This window comes from Rhizobium sp. YS-1r (genome assembly GCF_000757525.1).
In the GTDB taxonomy this organism is placed as follows: domain Bacteria; phylum Pseudomonadota; class Alphaproteobacteria; order Rhizobiales; family Rhizobiaceae; genus Neorhizobium; species Neorhizobium petrolearium.
Genome location: NZ_JPYQ01000055.1, coordinates 470,060 through 486,780 on the forward strand (window position 1 = coordinate 470,060; position 16,721 = coordinate 486,780).

The window sequence follows — 16,721 nt, forward strand, 5'->3', positions numbered from 1 at the left end:
TGCGTTTGCGGCCGATAATCAACATGGTTTTCCCATGTTTCGACTAGGCTCTGAAAGAGGCGAGCGCCACCCGGCCGAAATCGAGCTTCCCGGATGCTACGTATTCCCTCCATGGAACATCGATCGAACCCGGAAACATACCCCTGGAATTCACATCACGATAAGGTGCCGAATGACCTTACCTTCGTTGAGGAGGTCAAACGCGGAGTTGATGTCTTCGAGTTTTCCCGTTCCCGACAACAAGCGGTCGACGGGTAACTTGCCTCGCTTGTAATCGGGCCCTGTGGCGGTATTCCTAGTGATCGAGTACGAGCGGGATTTCGCCGTAACGGTCTCTGTAGGCTCCCTTGTCGGCACTGCGTCGCAGGCAGCATTCTGCCTCACCTATCCATTGCGGTGAATTGGGGACAGGCAACGTGGTCAAGCTCGTGACAAACCAGCTTTGGTTCATCGCCGCCATTGGCGAGGGATTCGCGACGGGTATCGTTACCGACTGGTGGGGTGATCACGGCGCAGGCCACCGCTCCACGGCTAGGTCTGCCAATGCCTTCTTTCGGGAAGTGCAGAGTTGGCTTGAATCCGGCTGTTGCGTTGCTTTTTTCGCCTGAATTCGGCCCGTTTAACATCAGGGACAAATCTATTAAAGCGTCAGGGACACATCAGCGCTCGTAGGGACAAACCTTTTTAGCAATTCCACCGGCTCCGCGCCTATAGGGAACATCCCGGTTGGATTGGTGATCCCGGCGCGATTCGAACGCGCGACCCCCAGATTAGGAATCTGATGCTCTATCCTGCTGAGCTACGGGACCACTCAGGCGACATCCATACAAAAGCCGCCCGATTTAGCCAAGTCTTTTCCGCAGCTTTACTCCGTCAATCGCTGCTCGGCGAGCCGCACCCAATAGGAAATGCCGTAAGGGATCGCCTCATCGTCGAAGTCGTAATGCGGATTGTGGAGAGCTGCCGTATCGCCGTTGCCAATGAAGATGAAGGCGCCGGGCCGCCGTTTCAACATGAAGGCAAAATCCTCGCCGGCCATCGCGGGATCGACATTGGTGTCCACGTTGGAGACGCCGACAACCCCGGTCGCGACACTGATTGCATGTTCCGTCTCCTGATCATGATTCGTGGTGACCGGACATCTGCGTTCATATTCGATGTTCGCTTCCGCGCCATGTGCACTGACGATACCCTCCACGATCTGGCGGATACGCATCTCAGCAAGATCACGCGTCTCCTCGCTCAGCGTCCTGACCGTACCCCAGAGGGTTGCCTCATCCGGGATGATGTTGTGCGTCGTACCGGCGTCGAAGCGCGTCACGGAGATGACGACCGAGCGTAGCGGATCGGCATTCCGGGCGGCGATCGCCTGCAGGCTGCCGACGAGCTGCGAGCCGATGAAAATCGGGTCGATCGTCTTGTGCGGCTGGGCTGCATGGCCGCCGCGGCCCTTGATGGTGATGGTGAAGCGGTCGGGCGCGGCCATGATGCCTCCCTTGCGGATGGCGAACTGGCCGACCGGAATGCCCGGCATGTTGTGCATGCCATAGACTTCCTCGATACCGAAGCGCTCCATCATGCCGTCCTCGATCATCGCCAGTGCGCCGGCGCCACCTTCCTCCGCAGGCTGGAAGATGAGGACAACGCTGCCGTTGAAGTTGCGGGTTTCGGCGAGGTATTTCGCCGCACCCAGCAGCATGGACGTGTGCCCGTCATGGCCGCAGGCATGCATCTTGCCGGGTGTTTTCGAAGCCCAGGCCTTGCCGGTGATTTCATCGAGCGGCAGAGCGTCCATGTCTGCACGAAGCCCGATCGTGCGGCTAGCCGGGCCTTTGCCGCGGATGATGCCGACGACGCCGGTCCGGCCGATGCCGGTGATTACCTCGTCGACACCGAGTTCTTTCAGCTTCTGTTCAACGAAAGAGGCGGTGTTCTCGACGTCGTAAAGAATTTCGGGATTTTCGTGAAGATATCGTCGCCATCTGCTGACTTCGGTCTGAAGCTCGGCGGCCCGGTTCAAGATTGGCATAGGGTTCCCTGTTTTTGTTGCTCACGCGGTTATGAATCGTCCTCCCCTGCAGATAGTGCCTGTCCTGATTGACGCAATCAATCTTCTTTGCCATTGCTTGGCCACATAGGCCGCATATGCGCCACACTCGTTAAGCCGCAACAACGAGGGACGACCTTGCCGATTTCACCCGTTCGACCTGGGGCCACTGCCCGGCTGATTTCCGCTTTCACGGCCTTCGGCTTGCTCCTGTCGGCTGGAAGTGCCGCTGCCAACCCGAAGATGGTGGTCGACGTGAGGACGGGCAGGGTGATTGCCCACGAGGATGCCTTCCTCAAGTGGTATCCCGCCTCGCTGACCAAACTCATGACGGCCTATGTCACCTTCACGGCGCTGAAGAGCGGCAAGCTCACGCTCGATACGCCGGTGGTCATGAGCAAGAAGGCGACCGAGCAGCCGGCAAGCAAGATGTATTTCAAGCCCGGCTCCAGGCTCACCATGGACAGCGCGCTGAAGATACTGCTTGTGAAATCGGCCAACGACATGGCCGTCGCGGTTGCCGAGACCGTTGGCGGTTCGGCCGACCAGTTCGTGGCGATGATGAATGCGCAGGCCAAGGCCCTTGGCATGACGTCGACGCATTTCATCAACCCGCATGGACTGCCGGGAAAGGGCCAGTATACGACAGCCCGCGACCTTGCACTGCTGGCTCTCCGGCTGAAACAGGATTTTCCGGAATACCAGGGTTATTTCTCGCTGGAAGGCATCGATACCGGCAACAAGCAGTATACCAACTTCAATACGCTGATCGGCCGTTTTGATGGCGCGGACGGCATGAAGACCGGTTTCATCTGCGCCTCCGGCTTCAACCAGGTCGGCTCGGCGACGCGTGACGGCCGCACGGTGATTTCCGTCGTGCTGGGGTCGGACAGCCTAGCCGGCCGTGCGGACGATACGGCCAATCTTCTGCAACTGGGACTGACATCTTCGCCGAGCCAGGGCGTGCCGCTTGCCTCTCTGGCTCCTTATGGCGACACGGCCGCCGTCAACGATGTCAGCGCGGAGATCTGCAATCCCAAGGCAGCCAAGGTGCGCAGCGAAAATCGCGACGATGCCGGCCGCATGGTGCTGCACTCGCCCTATATTCACGAGATGACCAGGCCGCCGGTCTACAGCTTCGCGGGCGTTCTGTTCGGAGGCGAGGACATTGCACCCGCCAAAGACAAGGTCGCATCCACCAAGGGCAGGAAAGAGATCGCCAATGTGCCGATTCCGCAGCCCCGCCCGACATTCTGAAGTGGAATAGTTGATGTCCTCTATCCGCGGCCGGATTCCGGTCTCCATCCTCACCGGCTTTCTCGGTGCGGGGAAATCGACGCTGCTCAACCGCATCCTCAAGGACCCGGGGACAAGCGACACTGCCGTCATCATCAATGAGTTCGGCGAAGTCGGTATCGACAATTTCCTGGTCGAGGCTTCGGGTGACGCCCTGGTGGAACTTTCCAACGGCTGCCTCTGCTGTACCGTCCGCGGCGAACTGGTCGATTCGCTGGCCTATATGATGGATGGCATCCAGACCGGCCGGCTGAAGCCCTTCCGCCGCGTGGTGATCGAGACGACCGGCCTAGCCGATCCCGCTCCTGTCATGCAATCGGTCATGGGCAATCCCGTGATCGCGCAGAATTTCGAGCTTGACGGCGTGATCACGGTGGTGGACGCGGTCAACGGGCTCTCGACGCTCGATCGTCATCAGGAGGCGGTGAAACAGGCAGCGGTCGCCGACCGGCTCATCATCTCCAAGCTTTCCATGGCCGATGCAGCCCAGATTGCCGCCCTCAAATCCAGGCTCGCGACGCTCAATCCGCGCGCGCCAGTCGTCGATGGTGACGGCGCGGAAGCCGGTACGGCGTCGATTCTGGAAAACGGGCTCTACGATCCGGCGACCAAGATCGCTGACGTGGATCGCTGGCTGCACGACGAGATAGCGAACGATGCCGAAGAGCATCATGATCACCATCACGACCATGAACATCACGGACACGATCATCATGGGCATGGGCACCATCACCACCATCATCATGATGTGACCCGCCACGGCGAGAATATCCGCTCGTTCTCGATCATCCACGACAAGCCGATCGATCCGATGGCGATCGAGATGTTCGTCGATCTGCTGCGCTCGGCGCATGGGGAAAAGCTGCTCAGGATGAAGGCGGTCGTGGCGCTCTCGGACAATCCGGACCGACCGCTGGTGCTGCACGGGGTGCAGAGCGTATTCCATCCCCCGCAACGGTTGCCGAAATGGCCGGAAGGTTCGGATCGCCGCACCCGCATGGTGCTGATCACGCAAGACCTGCCGGAGGCTTTCGTATCGGATCTATTCGCCGCTTTCACCGGACAACCGCGTATCGACCGGCCGGATCGAGCGGCGCTGGAAGAGAATCCGCTCTCCGTTCCCGGGCTCCGGATGTAAATCCGCCTATCCTTTACGGATCAGGAAACGGTGGCCGACTCCGGTCTTTTCCGAACGGATGAGCTCATGACCTTCCTCGGTGCAGAAATGCGGGATGTCGATGCCGGCTAGCGGGTCGGTCGTTTCGATCAGGAGTTCCGCACCGCTTTCCATGCTTTTCAGCCGCCGCCGCGTTTTCAGCACGGGCAGGGGACACTTCAGGCCTCTCAGGTCGTAGAGGCCGTCAGCGGTGGAATTCATTCCGTGCTCCAGAATTTCCAGAACGGCTTCTTCTTGACTTCCGTGACCTGCTGCGGTGCTGCATAGGCGAGCGGGTTCTGATCCGGGATCGGAACGGTTGTCGTCCCTTGAGCGGTTGCTGTGGTGGGAGCCGGCGTCTGAGGCGGCGTGCTGGCTGTCGGCAGGCGGTCCTGCTTCATCCGCTCGGCGGCGGAGGAGGCACGCGGCGAGGAAGCGGCGGAAGCGAGCATGGTATTGGCCGGCTTGTTCTGCGCAGCCATGCGTTTCTCCATCATCGCCTTGAATTCCGATTGGCTCATCAGTTTGCCGGCTTCGAGCGAGGTACCGGTCGGCGCGTAGGCCAGGTCGCGGCCCTTGCGTTTCTCGGCGACAACCGCCTTGCGTTCCGCTTCGGAAGGCTCGTACCAGACCTTGCCGTCGAACTTGTCGAGGGCCTTCTGATAGGCGAGGTCATAGGTCTTTCCATAGGAGGCCAATGCGGCCACCAGCGCCGGCGGGGTCGACATGGCCGGGCAGGCGGACGCTGCGTTGAACGTACCGTTGCCTTCCACCTGCTGGTTGAAGACGTATTTCTTTTCGCAGACGGCGACTTCCGGCGGGCGCTTGGTGACTTCGAAATTATCGTAGCCGGCCTTCAACATCTTCCAGAAGTCATAGTTCGAATTGTCGCGGTGGCGGACCATGTTCTCCGCGGTCATGCGGAAGGGAAGAGCCTGGAGCTGAATAGTCGTCTGGCCGCCCTTGAAGGCGTCGCGGGCGAAGGCATAGATTTCCAGAACCTGCTCATCGGTCATGGAATAGCAGCCGGACGACGAGCAGGCTCCATGGATCATCAGGTTGGAACCGGTGCGGCTGTTCGCCTGATCGTAACGGTTCGGAAAGCCGGTATTGATGGCGAGATAGTATTTCGAGTAGGGGTTCAGATGCGCCGGCGTCAGGTTATAGAAGCCTTCAGGAGCCTGGCGATCGCCTTCCTTGACCTTCGGACCGAGCTTTCCGGACCAGGCGCAGATGTCGTAGCTCTTGATCACCTCGAAGCGATTGTCGGCCCTTGCCTTCCAGACCTCCAGCTTACCCTCTTCCTTGAGGATGCGGACCATGATCGGCGAATTGCGCGGCATGTTCTTCTTCTGCATCTCCGCAAGGATGCGGGAAGGCAGAGGCTGCTCGACCTTGTTCTTGACGCTCTTGAGGTCGGTGCTTGCCGAATCGAGCGTGTCATTGCAGCCCGTCAGCGCGGTTGCCACGAGAAGAGCGAAGGCGATGTGTTTCATCAGACGCATCGGAACGGACCACATGGATTTCGAAAGCCGACCGGGATCGGTACGGGACTTCGATCAATAAAGCGGTAATCTTTACATCTTCTTAACCGCTTCTATCCGTCTGTCCAGCAAAACCGCCCAACATCACTGTTTACAGCAATGTGGCCAAATTTGGCAATTTCAGCGGCAGCCGTCCACGGATTAGAGATTGCGGCCAATATCGAGGAACTTCTGCCGACGCGCGGACCTGAGTTCGTCGCCGGACAGTTGCCCCAGATCTTCAAGGGCTGAAGCGATCACCTTGCCGGTCGCGGCGATCACGGTATCCGGTTCGCGGTGCGCTCCGCCGAGCGGTTCGGGAATAATGCCGTCGATGATGCCAAGCGCCTTCAGGTCGTCCGCCGTGATCTTCATGTTTGTGGCGGCTTCCCGGGCGCGGGTCGAATCACGCCAGAGGATGGAGGCGGCACCTTCCGGCGAAATCACCGAATAGATCGCATGTTCGAGCATGTAGACACGGTTACCCGTGGCGATCGCGATTGCTCCGCCGGAACCGCCTTCACCGATGACGACCGAAACCATCGGCACCTTCAAGGCCAGGCACATTTCGGTCGAACGGGCGATGGCTTCCGCCTGGCCGCGTTCTTCGGCGCCGACGCCCGGATAGGCGCCTGCAGTATCGACCAGCGTGATCACCGGCAGGCCGAAGCGGCCGGCCATTTCCATGACGCGGATCGCCTTGCGATAGCCTTCCGGACGGGGGCTGCCGAAGTTGTGCTTGAGGCGCGTCTTCGTATCATGGCCCTTTTCCTGGCCGATGATTGCGACTGGCATGCCGTTGAAGCGGGCAAGACCCGCCTGGATCGCGGCATCCTCGCCGAAGTTGCGGTCGCCTGCGAGCGGCGTGAAATCGGTAAAAAGCCGGGTCGAATAGTCGGTGAAATGCGGACGCTGCGGATGCCGCGCGACCTGCGTCTTTTCCCAGGCTCCGAGCTTGGCGTAAACCTCCCTGGTCGCTTCCCTGACGCGGGCCTCGAGCCTCGTGATCTCCTCGGACGTATCGATGCTCTCGTCTTCCGAGGCGAGCTTTTTCAGCTCATGGATCTTCCCCTCGAGATCCGAGATTGGCTTTTCGAAATCGAGATAAGTCTGCATGAGATCCGGTTTCCCGTTACTTCTTAGCTCAGGAACGCGGAGTTCCCCGTTGCGGTCGGGCCTCTAATCCCGGTTTTTGGCCTGTTTTGCAAGAGGGTGATGCATTTCAACAAGCTCGCGCAGCCGTTCTTCCAGAACATGCGTATAAATCTGCGTGGTGGAAATGTCTGAATGGCCAAGCAATTCCTGCACTACGCGGAGGTCCGCTCCGTTCTGCAGAAGGTGGCTTGCGAAGGCATGGCGCATCACATGCGGCGAGATTGTCGTGGTTCTGAGACCGGCCCGAGCGGCGACGCTTTTCAAATGGCGCGCGAAGACTTGCCGGGGAAGATAACCCTCTTTGCCGGACGACGGGAAAAGCCAGGGGCTGTCTCCGGTTCTGGCAACCATGGCAGCGCGGGCTTCGCCATAGGATTTCAGCGCGGCAATGGCCGAGCGGGAGAGCGGTACCAGCCGTTCCTTGTTTCCCTTGCCACGGATTATCAGGAAACGGCCTTCCTGGTCCAGGACCTTGATGGGCAGCGAAACGAGTTCGCTGACGCGCATGCCGGTGGCATAGAGAAGTTCGAGCAACGCCAGCATCCTGAGGCGGGAAAGTTGGTCCGGCCCAGGCTCTGCCGCCTCCTTCGCCGCAAGTTCCAGCAGCCGGGTCACATCATCCTCGCTCATGGTCCTGGGCAGCGGGCGGCCCTTTTTAGGCGCTTCGAGGATTGCGGTCGGATCGTCGCCGCGCAGGCCTTCCGCATAGAGAAACTTGTAGAATTGCCGCATGGCCGACAACCGCCGCGCCTGGGACGAGGCCGCAAACCCCTGTTTGCTCAGATGAGCGAGATAGGCTGCAAGATCGGCACTTTCGGCGGTGAGCGGAGTTTTCCGGCTCGAGGCAAGGAAGGAATGCAGGTCTTCGAGGTCGCGCTCGTAGGAGGCGAGCGTATTGCCGGCCGCGCCCCGCTCGGCGCTCATCATTTCGAGAAAGGCTTCGATATGGGCGCGGGAAAGATCGACCATGTCCGTTTGCCGTTATCGTTGAGGTGATGCCGGGTTCAGCCGCTCGGAAGGAATGCGCACTGTCACATCGCGTTCGCGCGGCTCCACCAGCATGACGAGCGCCACCATGCTTCCATAAACGATGCCTGCGATCACCGCCAGCACGAAGAGGAAACGAAAAAGGGTGGGCATCCGGAACTCCACAAGGTTGCGTCGCACTATATCGATAAAGGTTTATGGAAGAACAAGAACAAACAATCCTCCGCTGTCTTTAGGTATTGCGACGGCTTGACGCTGCCCCGGCATTTGTCGATACCGTGTTCGAAACGGACCTGACGATGACAGAAGCTGCAACCTCCGCCGCACCGACCCTCAGCGAAAAGGCGCGTGCCGTTCTCGGCAAGCGCAATCTCGTCTTTGTCGGTCTGATGGGCGCCGGCAAGTCGGTGATCGGTCGGCTTGTTGCGCAGAGCCTTTCCATCCCGTTCGTGGATACGGACGCGGAGATCGAGAAAGTCTCCCGCATGACCATCAGCGAGCTGTTCGCGGCCTATGGTGAGGCGGAGTTCCGCTCACTCGAGACCCGCGTCATCGAGCGCCTGTTGAGGAATGGACCGCGCGTGATCTCGACCGGCGGGGGCGCCTTCATCAACGAGAATACGCGAAGGCAAATCAAGAACGGCGGCATTTCCATCTGGCTGAAAGCCGATCTGGATGTCTTGTGGGAGCGTGTCAGCAAACGCGACCATAGGCCGTTGCTCAAGACAGAGAACCCGAAACAAACGCTCGAAAACCTGATGATCCAGCGTTATCCGGTGTATGCCGATGCGGATCTGACCGTCCAGTCGGGGAATGTCCGCAAGGATGTCATGGTCAACGAAGTGCTGTCCGCCATTGTCGGCATGGCCGATCATTCCAGTGAAAGTGAACTGCGATGAACGTATCTTCCCGATCTCCCGAGCGATCCCTGGAGCGCCTTGTGCATGTGCCGCTCGGCGACCGCGCCTACGACATTCTGATCGGTCCCGGCCTGATTTCGCGGGCCGGGGGCGAGATCACGTCGCGGCTCAAGGGCCGCAAGGCGGCGATCGTCACCGACGAACATGTGGATCCGCTTTATCTCGAAGCCCTGATGGACAGCCTGCAGACCGACGGTATCGAAGCGGTCTCCCTGACGCTGCCTGCGGGTGAGAAGACGAAGAGCCTCGAACATCTGGCAACCGTCACCGATATGGTGCTTTCGGCCCGCATAGAGCGTAACGATTGCGTGATTGCGCTTGGCGGCGGGGTGATCGGCGATCTTGCCGGCTTTGCCGCCGGCATCGTTCGCCGCGGGGTGCGTTTCGTGCAGATCCCGACCACGCTTCTGGCGCAGGTCGATTCCTCCGTCGGTGGCAAGACCGGCATCAACACCCATCACGGCAAGAACCTGCTCGGTGTTTTCCACCAGCCGAGCCTCGTGCTTGCCGATACCGCCGCGCTCGACTCGCTTTCCGAGCGGGAGTTCCGCGCCGGTTATGCGGAAGTCGCGAAATACGGGCTGATCGACAAGCCGGATTTCTTCGTCTGGCTGGAAAAGCACTGGAGAGAGGTCTTCGAAGGCGGTCCGGAGCGGATCGAAGCGATCGCGGTGAGCTGTCAGGCGAAGGCCGATGTCGTCGTCGAGGACGAGCGGGAAACGGGCCGCCGAGCGCTTCTCAATCTCGGCCACACGTTCGGCCATGCGCTGGAAGCGGCGACCGAATATGATAGCAAGAGGCTCGTGCATGGAGAGGGTGTTGCGATCGGCATGGTGTTGGCGCATCAGTTCTCGGCGAGGCTCAATCTCGCAAGCCCGGACGATGCCGGGCGGGTCGAGGCCCACCTGAAGGCCGTCGGTTTGCCGACTTCGATGAGCGATATCCCGGGCAAGCTGCCGCCGACTGAAAAATTGCTCGAGGCGATCGCGCAGGACAAGAAGGTCCAGGGCGGCAAGCTCACCTTCATCCTCACGCATGGCATCGGCCAGTCCTTTATCGCGAACGACGTGCCATCGTCCGAAGTCTTGAGTTTTCTGGAGGAAAAGCGACCGAAATGACGTCGATGGGAGGGCTGTTGTCGCGTGCCGTCAACGCGTTGATTCGCGGACTTCTCCGTCTGTTCGGTGTTTCGCTCTCTCCTGAGACGCTTGCTTTTTCGAACCACGACGACCTGCATGCTGCGCTCGACGCGATCCATCGCGAGGGCAATTTCGAGAGGCCGGACCGGGATCGATTGAGCAGCCTCTTCGAGCTGGAAGAGCTGGAAGTCTCCGATGTCATGAAGCATCGCACCGTGATGCGGGCGGTCAATGCCGACGATCCGCCGGACGTGGCTGTTCGCACCGTCCTGGAAAGCCCCTATACGCGCATGCCCGTCTGGCGCAATTCGACGGAGAACATCATCGGCATCGTGCATGCCAAGGATCTGCTGCGCGCGCTTGCCGAGCCGAATGCGCAGCTGGACAATATCGACATCGTCAAGATCGCCCAAAAACCGTGGTTCGTGCCGGACAGCACCAGCCTCAAGGATCAGCTCAATGCCTTCCTGCGCCGCAAGGTGCATTTTGCCGTCGTCGTCGACGAATATGGCGAGGTACAGGGCATCGTGACGCTGGAGGACATCCTTGAAGAGATCGTAGGCGACATTGCCGACGAGCACGACATCGAGATTCAAGGTGTGCGCCAGGAGGCGGACGGATCGATCGTCGTCGATGGATCGGTGCCGATCCGCGATTTGAACCGCGCGCTCGACTGGAACTTACCGGATGCCGAAGCGACGACGATTGCCGGCCTTGTCATTCATGAATCGAAACTCATCCCCGAGGAGCGGCAGGCCTTCACCTTCTATGACAAGCGCTTCATCGTCATGAAGCGCGAGAAGAACCGCATTACACGGCTGAGGATACGACCGGCGGACGAGGCTACATTGCCGGCGGAGTAGCCTTCAGTAATCTTGAGGGTCGTCGGGGCGGCCCCTGCGTATTCGCCTGCTGGCTACTTTTGTGCGACAGTTTCCGCGTAATCCGGTGCTCGCAGCCTGGCGATCTGGGGGGCGACGATTGCGATGAACAATCGGGTATCGTCGAAAGCTCTTGCGGATAGCATTGCCCCATGAACCGAGGCCATCAGCAATTGGGCTTCCTCTTCCGGTCGGTTGTCCAGCCGGAACAGGTCCTGCTCCACTCCTGCCTGCAGCACCGAGGTGAGCCATCCTGCAAGACCATGGAAATGGGCGCGGACGCGTGATGCAACGCCTTCCGGCAGCATCTGCATCTCGCTGGCGAGCATCGCGCAGACGCAGAAGGGTAACGAGGCATCCCGAATGCATGACTGCCAATAGTTCATGTAGGACTGCAGTTGTTCGGCAGGGTTTGAGACCTGCTCGCGCAAGGACTTCAAGCCCGCTTCCGCCTGGTGCCTGTAGCGATCCACCAGCGCCGAGACCAGCTCGGCCTTCGTCGGAAAATGATGGTGAATGCTCGCCTTCCTGATGCCGATCGCAGCCGAGATGTCGGCATAGCTGAACCCGTTATAGCCTCCCGTGACAATGAGAGACTGCGCGATGTCGAGAATTTTTTCCGAAGTCGAAGTCATTGATTTCATACCGATGCCTACCTTCTGGTAGGCATATTGTCAAGAATGTTGCGGCGCTCCCGCTTTTCACAAGGAAGTGTTTGAGCGTCGGGTTGATCTAGAGGATTCATCTTCCTACTAGTAGGTAGTCAACAATTAGGAGCCTGTCAATGCAAAGCCAATCTCCCACCCAATCCAACTGGCTGCGATCCTATTATTTCGTACGCGCCACATTCTCCATTGCCTGGATTGCCGCCGCCATTCTCTTCAGTGCGCAACCCGGCCCCGCCACGTTTCTGCTGGTGATCTACCCGTTGTGGGATGCGCTCGCCAATCTGGTTGATGCCCGGACAAACGGCGGCCTAAAGGTCAACCCGTCCCAGTCATTAAATGTCGTGGTCAGCATGATAACGACGCTCGCCGTCATCGTGGCGGTCAGTAATGGTACATACGCCGTCCTGGCCGTGTTTGGGGTCTGGGCGATCCTTTCGGGTCTGCTTCAACTGTACACGGGGGTAAGGCGCTGGCGTGCCTATGGCGCGCAATGGGTGATGATCCTGAGCGGTGCGCAGTCGGCCCTCGCCGGCGGCTTCATGATCAGCCGATCCCTTGGCACGGCGGCGCCGACCATCCTGGACGTCGTACCCTATGTCGGGTTCGGCGCTTTTTATTTCCTGCTTTCGGCAATCTGGCTTGTCGTCGCAGCCTATCGCAGAAAATATGCATAGGCACTGCCTGGTCCGGCGACGGCAAACTTGTTAATTGCCGCCGCCGGAAGAAGAAATACAGCTCATTTTTCCCCGCAACTCACCGGCAAGGCCCCATCAATCCGCTCGGCATTGATATGGCGCGATGATCGCTTTTGACGCAAAGCCACCAGCATCCACCCTAATCACGGGAGCGGTGATCCAGGCCGGCAACGCGTCTCAAAACGAGCGCTTAGGCCTTGGTCTCTCCCATGATTATTCCTATCTAAGCCCTGCTACCAGTTTGTCGGTTCGCCGGGTGCTGCGGTTTCCACCGCCAGCGCATGCAAGCCGGCATCGAGTTCCGGCTTCAGAAGCGCGTTCACTATTCGATGTCGGTCGATACGGCTCATTCCGGAAAATTTGGCTGAGACGACACGGACACGCATATGCGTCCCCTCGGCGCCGGTGAAGTGCGGCTGATGACCGGCATGCTGATGGCTTTCGTCGATGACGACCAGCCGTTCCGGCTCAAGGTTTTCGGTAAGCGTGGCTTCGATCCGGGCTTTGACGGACATGTTCGGCTCCATGACAACATAGGTCGCGGCGGCGACCTCAAGGGGGCATCCCACAAACCAGTAAGAAAGCGCTTTGTCAATTCTTGCCGCATCCTGCCGGCCATCCCATAATGAGGGCCTTATGAAGCTAGATTCCAAATATTTCGATCGTATCCGGACGCGCCGGAACAGGCAGCAGGAAGCGGCCCCCCAGACGCCGACCTGTCAGTGGGACGGGTGTGACAAGCCCGGAGTTCACCGCGCTCCCGTGGGCCGCAATGCGGAAGGCCAGTTTTTCTTGTTCTGTTTCGAACACGTCAAAGAATACAACAAGGGCTATAATTATTTTTCCGGTCTTTCGGACGGCGAGATCGCCCGGTACCAGAAGGAGGCGGTGACGGGCCATCGCCCGACCTGGACGCTCGGCGTCAACAAATCGGCCAAGCAGGCTCCACTTCATTCGACCGTGCGATCCGGCGGTGCCCACGCGCAACGGTTCAGGGATCCGTTCGGCTTCGTTTCACAGGCGCGTGCCGGCGGCCCTCGCTTTCCACCCCAGGAGCGCAAGCTGAAGACGCTGGAAGCAAAGGCCTTCGACACGATGGGGTTGACGGGGAATGCGACAGCGACTGAAATCAAGAGCCGCTACAAGGAACTGGTCAAGAAGCATCATCCCGATGCCAATGGCGGCGATCGCGGCTCGGAAGAACGTTTTCGCGCTGTCGTTCAAGCATATCAGTTGTTGAAGCAGGCGGGTTTCTGCTAAGCCGTAAAAATTGCGTCAGTGAGGATGACGGACGGGCGGCGGCCCGTGCCTTGGAGAGATGATGAGTAAGATTGATCTAGATATTTCCAATCTGCCCGATACGACTGTTTCGGTCCGGGAAGTTTTCGGCATCGATACGGATTGGAAGGTTCCTGCCTACAGCAATGGCGACCCCTATGTCCCGGATCTCGACCCGGACTACCTGTTCGACCGCGATACGACGCTCGCCATCCTTGCAGGCTTTGCACATAACCGACGCGTCATGGTGTCCGGCTTCCACGGTACCGGCAAGTCCACCCATATCGAGCAGGTCGCAGCCCGTCTCAACTGGCCTTGCGTGCGCGTCAACCTCGACAGCCATGTCAGCCGTATCGATCTCGTCGGCAAGGATGCGATCGTGCTGAAGGATGGCAAGCAGGTCACCGAATTCAAGGATGGTATCCTGCCCTGGGCCTACCAGCACAATGTCGCGCTCGTCTTTGACGAATACGATGCCGGCCGCCCGGACGTCATGTTCGTCATCCAGCGCGTGCTGGAATCCTCCGGCCCTTGACCCTGCTCGATCAGAGCCGCGTCATCCGCCCTCACCCTGCCTTCCGTATCTTCGCGACCGCCAACACTGTCGGCCTCGGTGATACGACCGGCCTCTATCACGGCACCCAACAGATCAACCAGGCGCAGATGGACCGATGGTCGATCGTCACCACGCTGAACTATCTGCCGCATGAGAAGGAAGTCGACATCGTCGCCGCCAAGGTGAAGAGTTTCGGCGCTTCCGCCGAAGGTCGCGAGACGGTTTCCAAGATGGTGCGCGTTGCGGATCTTACCCGCTCGGCCTTCATGAATGGCGACCTTTCGACCGTCATGAGTCCGCGCACGGTCATCACCTGGGCGGAGAATGCCGAGATCTTCGGCGATATCGCCTTTGCCTTCCGCATCACCTTCCTCAACAAGTGCGACGAGCTGGAGCGCACGCTGGTCGCCGAGCAGTACCAGCGCGCCTTCGGTGTCGAGCTGAAGGAAAGCGCAGCCAACATCGTTCTCGGGGCATAAACGCACGGAGGCGGCATCATGGCAGTGCGCGGAGACAATTCGAAGGCCAAACCCGGCGGGCCGGTGGATACCGAGCCGTTGCGGCAGGCGATCACCGGCTGCATTCGCTCGATTGCCGGCGACAACGAGGTCGAGGTTTCGTTCGCGAACGAGCGCCCCGGTCTTGCCGGCGAGCGTATCCGCCTGCCGGAAATTTCCAAGCGACCGACGGCGCACGAGCTTGCGGTGACCCGTGGTCTTGGCGACTCCATGGCGCTGCGGCTTGCCTGCCATGATACGAATGTCCATGCCAATATGTCGCCGCAGGGCTCCGACGCCCGCGTTGTTTTCGACGCGGTCGAGCAGGCCCGCGTGGAATCGATCGGGGCACTGCGCATGGCCGGCGTCGCGGCTAACCTCAATTCGATGCACGCCGAAAAATATGCCAAAGCGAATTTCTCCGGCATCGAGCGGCAGGAAGATGCGCCGGTCGCGGAAGCCGTCGCCATGCTGGTGCGTGAAAAACTGACCGGCGAGCGGCCGCCCGCCAGTGCCGGCAAGGTGCTCGACCTTTGGCGGCCTTTCATCGAGGAAAAGGCATCCGGCGATCTCGATAACCTGAAGGGTGTGATCGAGGACCAGCAGGCTTTCGGCAAGCTCGTGCGGCACATGCTGTCCTCCATGCAGATGGCGGAGGAATTCGCGGAGGAGGACTCCGAGCCGGAGGAAATGGAGAATCCGAGCGAGGAAGACCAGCCGCGCAGCAATGAGACCGACAACGAGGACGTCGAGGAAGAAGCCGGTGCCGACGCCGCGCCCGCCGAGCAGAGCGAAGCTTCCGACGATGAACTCGAAGACGGCGAGATGGACGGAGCCGAGATGTCTGACGAGGACATGTCGGACGACAGCGACGAACATTCCGAGACGCCGGGCGAAACCCGTCGTCCGAACAGCCCGTTCGACGATTTCAACGAAAAGGTCGACTACAAGATCTTTACGCAGGAATTTGACGAGGAGGTCACGGCGGAGGAACTCTGCGACGAGGCCGAACTGGACCGGTTGCGCGCCTTCCTTGACAAGCAGCTTGCTCATCTCCAGGGCGCGGTCGGGCGGCTCGCCAACCGTTTGCAACGTCGCCTGATGGCGCAGCAGAACCGCTCCTGGGATTTCGACCTGGAAGAAGGCTATCTCGACCCGGCCCGCCTCGTGCGCCTGATCATCGACCCGATGCAACCGCTTTCCTTCAAGAAGGAGCGCGACACCCAGTTCCGCGATACGGTCGTTTCGCTGGTCATCGATAATTCAGGCTCGATGCGCGGCCGGCCGATTACGGTTGCGGCCACCTGTGCCGATATCCTTGCCCGCACGCTGGAGCGCTGCGGCGTGAAAGTCGAGATCCTCGGCTTCACGACCAAGGCCTGGAAGGGCGGGCAGGCGCGCGAGAAGTGGCTCGCCGGCGGCAAGCCTCCGACCCCCGGCCGCCTCAACGACCTGCGCCATATCGTCTACAAGTCGGCCGATGCGCCCTGGCGCCGCTCGCGCCGCAATCTCGGCCTGATGATGCGAGAGGGTTTGCTCAAGGAGAACATCGATGGCGAAGCGCTGATGTGGGCGCATCAGCGCCTCATCGGCCGGCCCGAGCAGCGCAAGATCCTGATGATGATTTCCGACGGCGCACCGGTCGACGACTCGACGCTGTCGGTCAATCCGGGCAACTACCTGGAACGGCATCTGCGGGCGGTGATCGAGCAGATCGAGACGCGCTCGCCGATCGAGCTTCTGGCGATCGGCATCGGCCACGACGTGACGCGTTACTACCGCAAGGCCGTGACGATCGTCGATGCGGACGAGCTTGCAGGCGCAATGACCGAGCAGCTTGCGGCGCTCTTCGAAGAGAGTAACGGTCATTCGACGGGCCGCATGCGCCGGGCCGGTTGAGGCTTACTCTCTTGAAGCTTGTCC

16 protein-coding genes, 1 tRNA gene and 3 pseudogenes are annotated in these 16,721 nt (G+C 60.0%); 10 read left to right on the top strand and 10 right to left on the bottom strand.

All coding sequences use genetic code 11. The features are described 5' to 3' along the window. Positions 1 to 150: 150 nt before the first annotated feature. A pseudogene (locus JL39_RS32875) lies at positions 151 to 273 on the bottom strand (alcohol dehydrogenase); the annotation flags it as partial. 143 nt (positions 274 to 416) lie between these two features. Between JL39_RS32875 and JL39_RS31820 the strand changes: the two are divergent. After that, positions 417 to 608 carry a hypothetical protein gene (locus JL39_RS31820; RefSeq protein WP_152601258.1) on the top strand — a complete coding sequence of 64 codons (192 nt, stop codon included), beginning with the start codon at positions 417 to 419 and terminating at the stop codon, positions 606 to 608. Between the two features lie 124 nt (positions 609 to 732). Here the strand turns inward: JL39_RS31820 and JL39_RS24985 are convergent. Both JL39_RS24985 and JL39_RS24990 read right to left on the bottom strand, forming a co-directional pair. Then, positions 733 to 809, bottom strand: a tRNA-Arg gene (locus tag JL39_RS24985). Positions 810 to 865: 56 nt separating this feature from the next. Beyond that, a complete protein-coding gene (locus JL39_RS24990; protein WP_037157038.1) occupies positions 866 to 2,029 on the bottom strand; it encodes a M20 aminoacylase family protein in 1,164 nt (387 codons plus the stop codon). A 195-nt stretch (positions 2,030 to 2,224) separates the two neighbouring features. Here JL39_RS24990 and JL39_RS24995 point away from each other — a divergent pair, with 195 nt between their 5' ends. Both JL39_RS24995 and JL39_RS25000 read left to right on the top strand, forming a co-directional pair. After that, a complete protein-coding gene (locus tag JL39_RS24995; RefSeq protein WP_037157329.1) occupies positions 2,225 to 3,304 on the top strand; it encodes a D-alanyl-D-alanine carboxypeptidase family protein in 1,080 nt (359 codons plus the stop codon). Between the two features lie 13 nt (positions 3,305 to 3,317). Continuing rightward, positions 3,318 to 4,481: a GTP-binding protein gene (locus JL39_RS25000; protein ID WP_037157040.1), complete on the top strand. Its 1,164-nt coding sequence runs from the start codon at positions 3,318 to 3,320 to the stop codon at positions 4,479 to 4,481. A 6-nt stretch (positions 4,482 to 4,487) separates the two neighbouring features. On the opposite strand, the gene JL39_RS25005 is transcribed toward JL39_RS25000, so the two are convergent. From JL39_RS25005 to JL39_RS32230, 5 genes are all read right to left on the bottom strand, one after another. Beyond that, positions 4,488 to 4,721 (bottom strand): sulfurtransferase TusA family protein, encoded by a 234-nt coding sequence (locus JL39_RS25005; protein ID WP_037157042.1) that lies wholly within the window; start codon positions 4,719 to 4,721, stop codon positions 4,488 to 4,490. After that, a complete protein-coding gene (locus JL39_RS25010) occupies positions 4,718 to 6,004 on the bottom strand; it encodes a murein L,D-transpeptidase family protein (protein ID WP_244446960.1) in 1,287 nt (428 codons plus the stop codon). The genes JL39_RS25005 and JL39_RS25010 overlap by 4 nt, the downstream gene beginning before the upstream one ends. A 180-nt stretch (positions 6,005 to 6,184) precedes the next feature. Further along, positions 6,185 to 7,138, bottom strand: coding sequence for an acetyl-CoA carboxylase carboxyltransferase subunit alpha (locus JL39_RS25015; protein ID WP_037157044.1), 954 nt, complete (start codon positions 7,136 to 7,138; stop codon positions 6,185 to 6,187). Between the two features lie 63 nt (positions 7,139 to 7,201). After that, a complete protein-coding gene (xerD, locus tag JL39_RS25020; protein ID WP_037157046.1) occupies positions 7,202 to 8,146 on the bottom strand; it encodes a site-specific tyrosine recombinase XerD in 945 nt (314 codons plus the stop codon). 12 nt (positions 8,147 to 8,158) lie between these two features. Then, positions 8,159 to 8,317, bottom strand: a complete 159-nt coding sequence (locus tag JL39_RS32230) for a hypothetical protein (RefSeq protein ID WP_037157047.1) — start codon at positions 8,315 to 8,317, stop codon at positions 8,159 to 8,161. 146 nt (positions 8,318 to 8,463) lie between these two features. On the opposite strand from JL39_RS32230, the gene JL39_RS25030 reads away from it, so the two are divergent. The 3 genes and pseudogenes from JL39_RS25030 to JL39_RS25040 form a co-directional block, all read left to right on the top strand. Further along, positions 8,464 to 9,063, top strand: a complete 600-nt coding sequence (locus tag JL39_RS25030; protein WP_037157333.1) for a shikimate kinase — start codon at positions 8,464 to 8,466, stop codon at positions 9,061 to 9,063. After that, positions 9,060 to 10,202: a 3-dehydroquinate synthase gene (gene aroB, locus JL39_RS25035; protein ID WP_037157049.1), complete on the top strand. Its 1,143-nt coding sequence runs from the start codon at positions 9,060 to 9,062 to the stop codon at positions 10,200 to 10,202. Before JL39_RS25030 ends, aroB begins: the two co-directional genes overlap by 4 nt. Positions 10,203 to 10,204: 2 nt before the next feature. Beyond that, a pseudogene (locus JL39_RS25040) lies at positions 10,205 to 11,086 on the top strand (transporter associated domain-containing protein); the annotation flags it as partial. 53 nt (positions 11,087 to 11,139) lie between these two features. On the opposite strand, the gene JL39_RS25045 reads toward JL39_RS25040, so the two are convergent. Continuing rightward, on the bottom strand, positions 11,140 to 11,748 hold the full coding sequence (locus JL39_RS25045) for a TetR/AcrR family transcriptional regulator (protein ID WP_037157053.1): 609 nt from the start codon (positions 11,746 to 11,748) through the stop codon (positions 11,140 to 11,142). Between the two features lie 140 nt (positions 11,749 to 11,888). Here JL39_RS25045 and JL39_RS25050 point away from each other — a divergent pair, with 140 nt between their 5' ends. After that, positions 11,889 to 12,446: a DUF308 domain-containing protein gene (locus tag JL39_RS25050; protein WP_037157055.1), complete on the top strand. Its 558-nt coding sequence runs from the start codon at positions 11,889 to 11,891 to the stop codon at positions 12,444 to 12,446. A 254-nt stretch (positions 12,447 to 12,700) separates the two neighbouring features. On the opposite strand, the gene JL39_RS25055 is transcribed toward JL39_RS25050, so the two are convergent. Continuing rightward, the gene (locus tag JL39_RS25055) at positions 12,701 to 12,982 is read right to left on the bottom strand and encodes a BolA family protein (protein WP_037157335.1); all 282 of its coding nucleotides are present in this window, start codon (positions 12,980 to 12,982) and stop codon (positions 12,701 to 12,703) included. Between the two features lie 121 nt (positions 12,983 to 13,103). On the opposite strand from JL39_RS25055, the gene JL39_RS25060 reads away from it, so the two are divergent. From JL39_RS25060 to cobT, 3 genes and pseudogenes are all read left to right on the top strand, one after another. Beyond that, on the top strand, positions 13,104 to 13,727 hold the full coding sequence (locus JL39_RS25060; RefSeq protein ID WP_037157057.1) for a J domain-containing protein: 624 nt from the start codon (positions 13,104 to 13,106) through the stop codon (positions 13,725 to 13,727). A 58-nt stretch (positions 13,728 to 13,785) separates the two neighbouring features. Beyond that, positions 13,786 to 14,780 (top strand): annotated as a pseudogene (gene cobS / locus JL39_RS25065) (cobaltochelatase subunit CobS). A gap of 18 nt (positions 14,781 to 14,798) precedes the next feature. Then, positions 14,799 to 16,697, top strand: coding sequence for a cobaltochelatase subunit CobT (gene cobT / locus JL39_RS25070; protein ID WP_037157058.1), 1,899 nt, complete (start codon positions 14,799 to 14,801; stop codon positions 16,695 to 16,697). Positions 16,698 to 16,721: the final 24 nt, after the last annotated feature.

Coding starts and splice junctions, on each gene's coding strand:
- JL39_RS24990 (WP_037157038.1), bottom strand. CDS start 2,029: ATGCCAATCTTGAACCGGGCCGCCGAGCTTCAGACCGAAGTCAGCAGA.
- JL39_RS25000 (WP_037157040.1), top strand. CDS start 3,318: ATGTCCTCTATCCGCGGCCGGATTCCGGTCTCCATCCTCACCGGCTTT.
- JL39_RS25005 (WP_037157042.1), bottom strand. CDS start 4,721: ATGAATTCCACCGCTGACGGCCTCTACGACCTGAGAGGCCTGAAGTGT.
- JL39_RS25010 (WP_244446960.1), bottom strand. CDS start 6,004: ATGCGTCTGATGAAACACATCGCCTTCGCTCTTCTCGTGGCAACCGCG.
- JL39_RS25015 (WP_037157044.1), bottom strand. CDS start 7,138: ATGCAGACTTATCTCGATTTCGAAAAGCCAATCTCGGATCTCGAGGGG.
- xerD (WP_037157046.1), bottom strand. CDS start 8,146: ATGGTCGATCTTTCCCGCGCCCATATCGAAGCCTTTCTCGAAATGATG.
- JL39_RS32230 (WP_037157047.1), bottom strand. CDS start 8,317: ATGCCCACCCTTTTTCGTTTCCTCTTCGTGCTGGCGGTGATCGCAGGC.
- JL39_RS25030 (WP_037157333.1), top strand. CDS start 8,464: ATGACAGAAGCTGCAACCTCCGCCGCACCGACCCTCAGCGAAAAGGCG.
- aroB (WP_037157049.1), top strand. CDS start 9,060: ATGAACGTATCTTCCCGATCTCCCGAGCGATCCCTGGAGCGCCTTGTG.
- JL39_RS25045 (WP_037157053.1), bottom strand. CDS start 11,748: ATGAAATCAATGACTTCGACTTCGGAAAAAATTCTCGACATCGCGCAG.
- JL39_RS25050 (WP_037157055.1), top strand. CDS start 11,889: ATGCAAAGCCAATCTCCCACCCAATCCAACTGGCTGCGATCCTATTAT.
- JL39_RS25055 (WP_037157335.1), bottom strand. CDS start 12,982: ATGTCCGTCAAAGCCCGGATCGAAGCCACGCTTACCGAAAACCTTGAG.
- JL39_RS25060 (WP_037157057.1), top strand. CDS start 13,104: ATGAAGCTAGATTCCAAATATTTCGATCGTATCCGGACGCGCCGGAAC.
- cobT (WP_037157058.1), top strand. CDS start 14,799: ATGGCAGTGCGCGGAGACAATTCGAAGGCCAAACCCGGCGGGCCGGTG.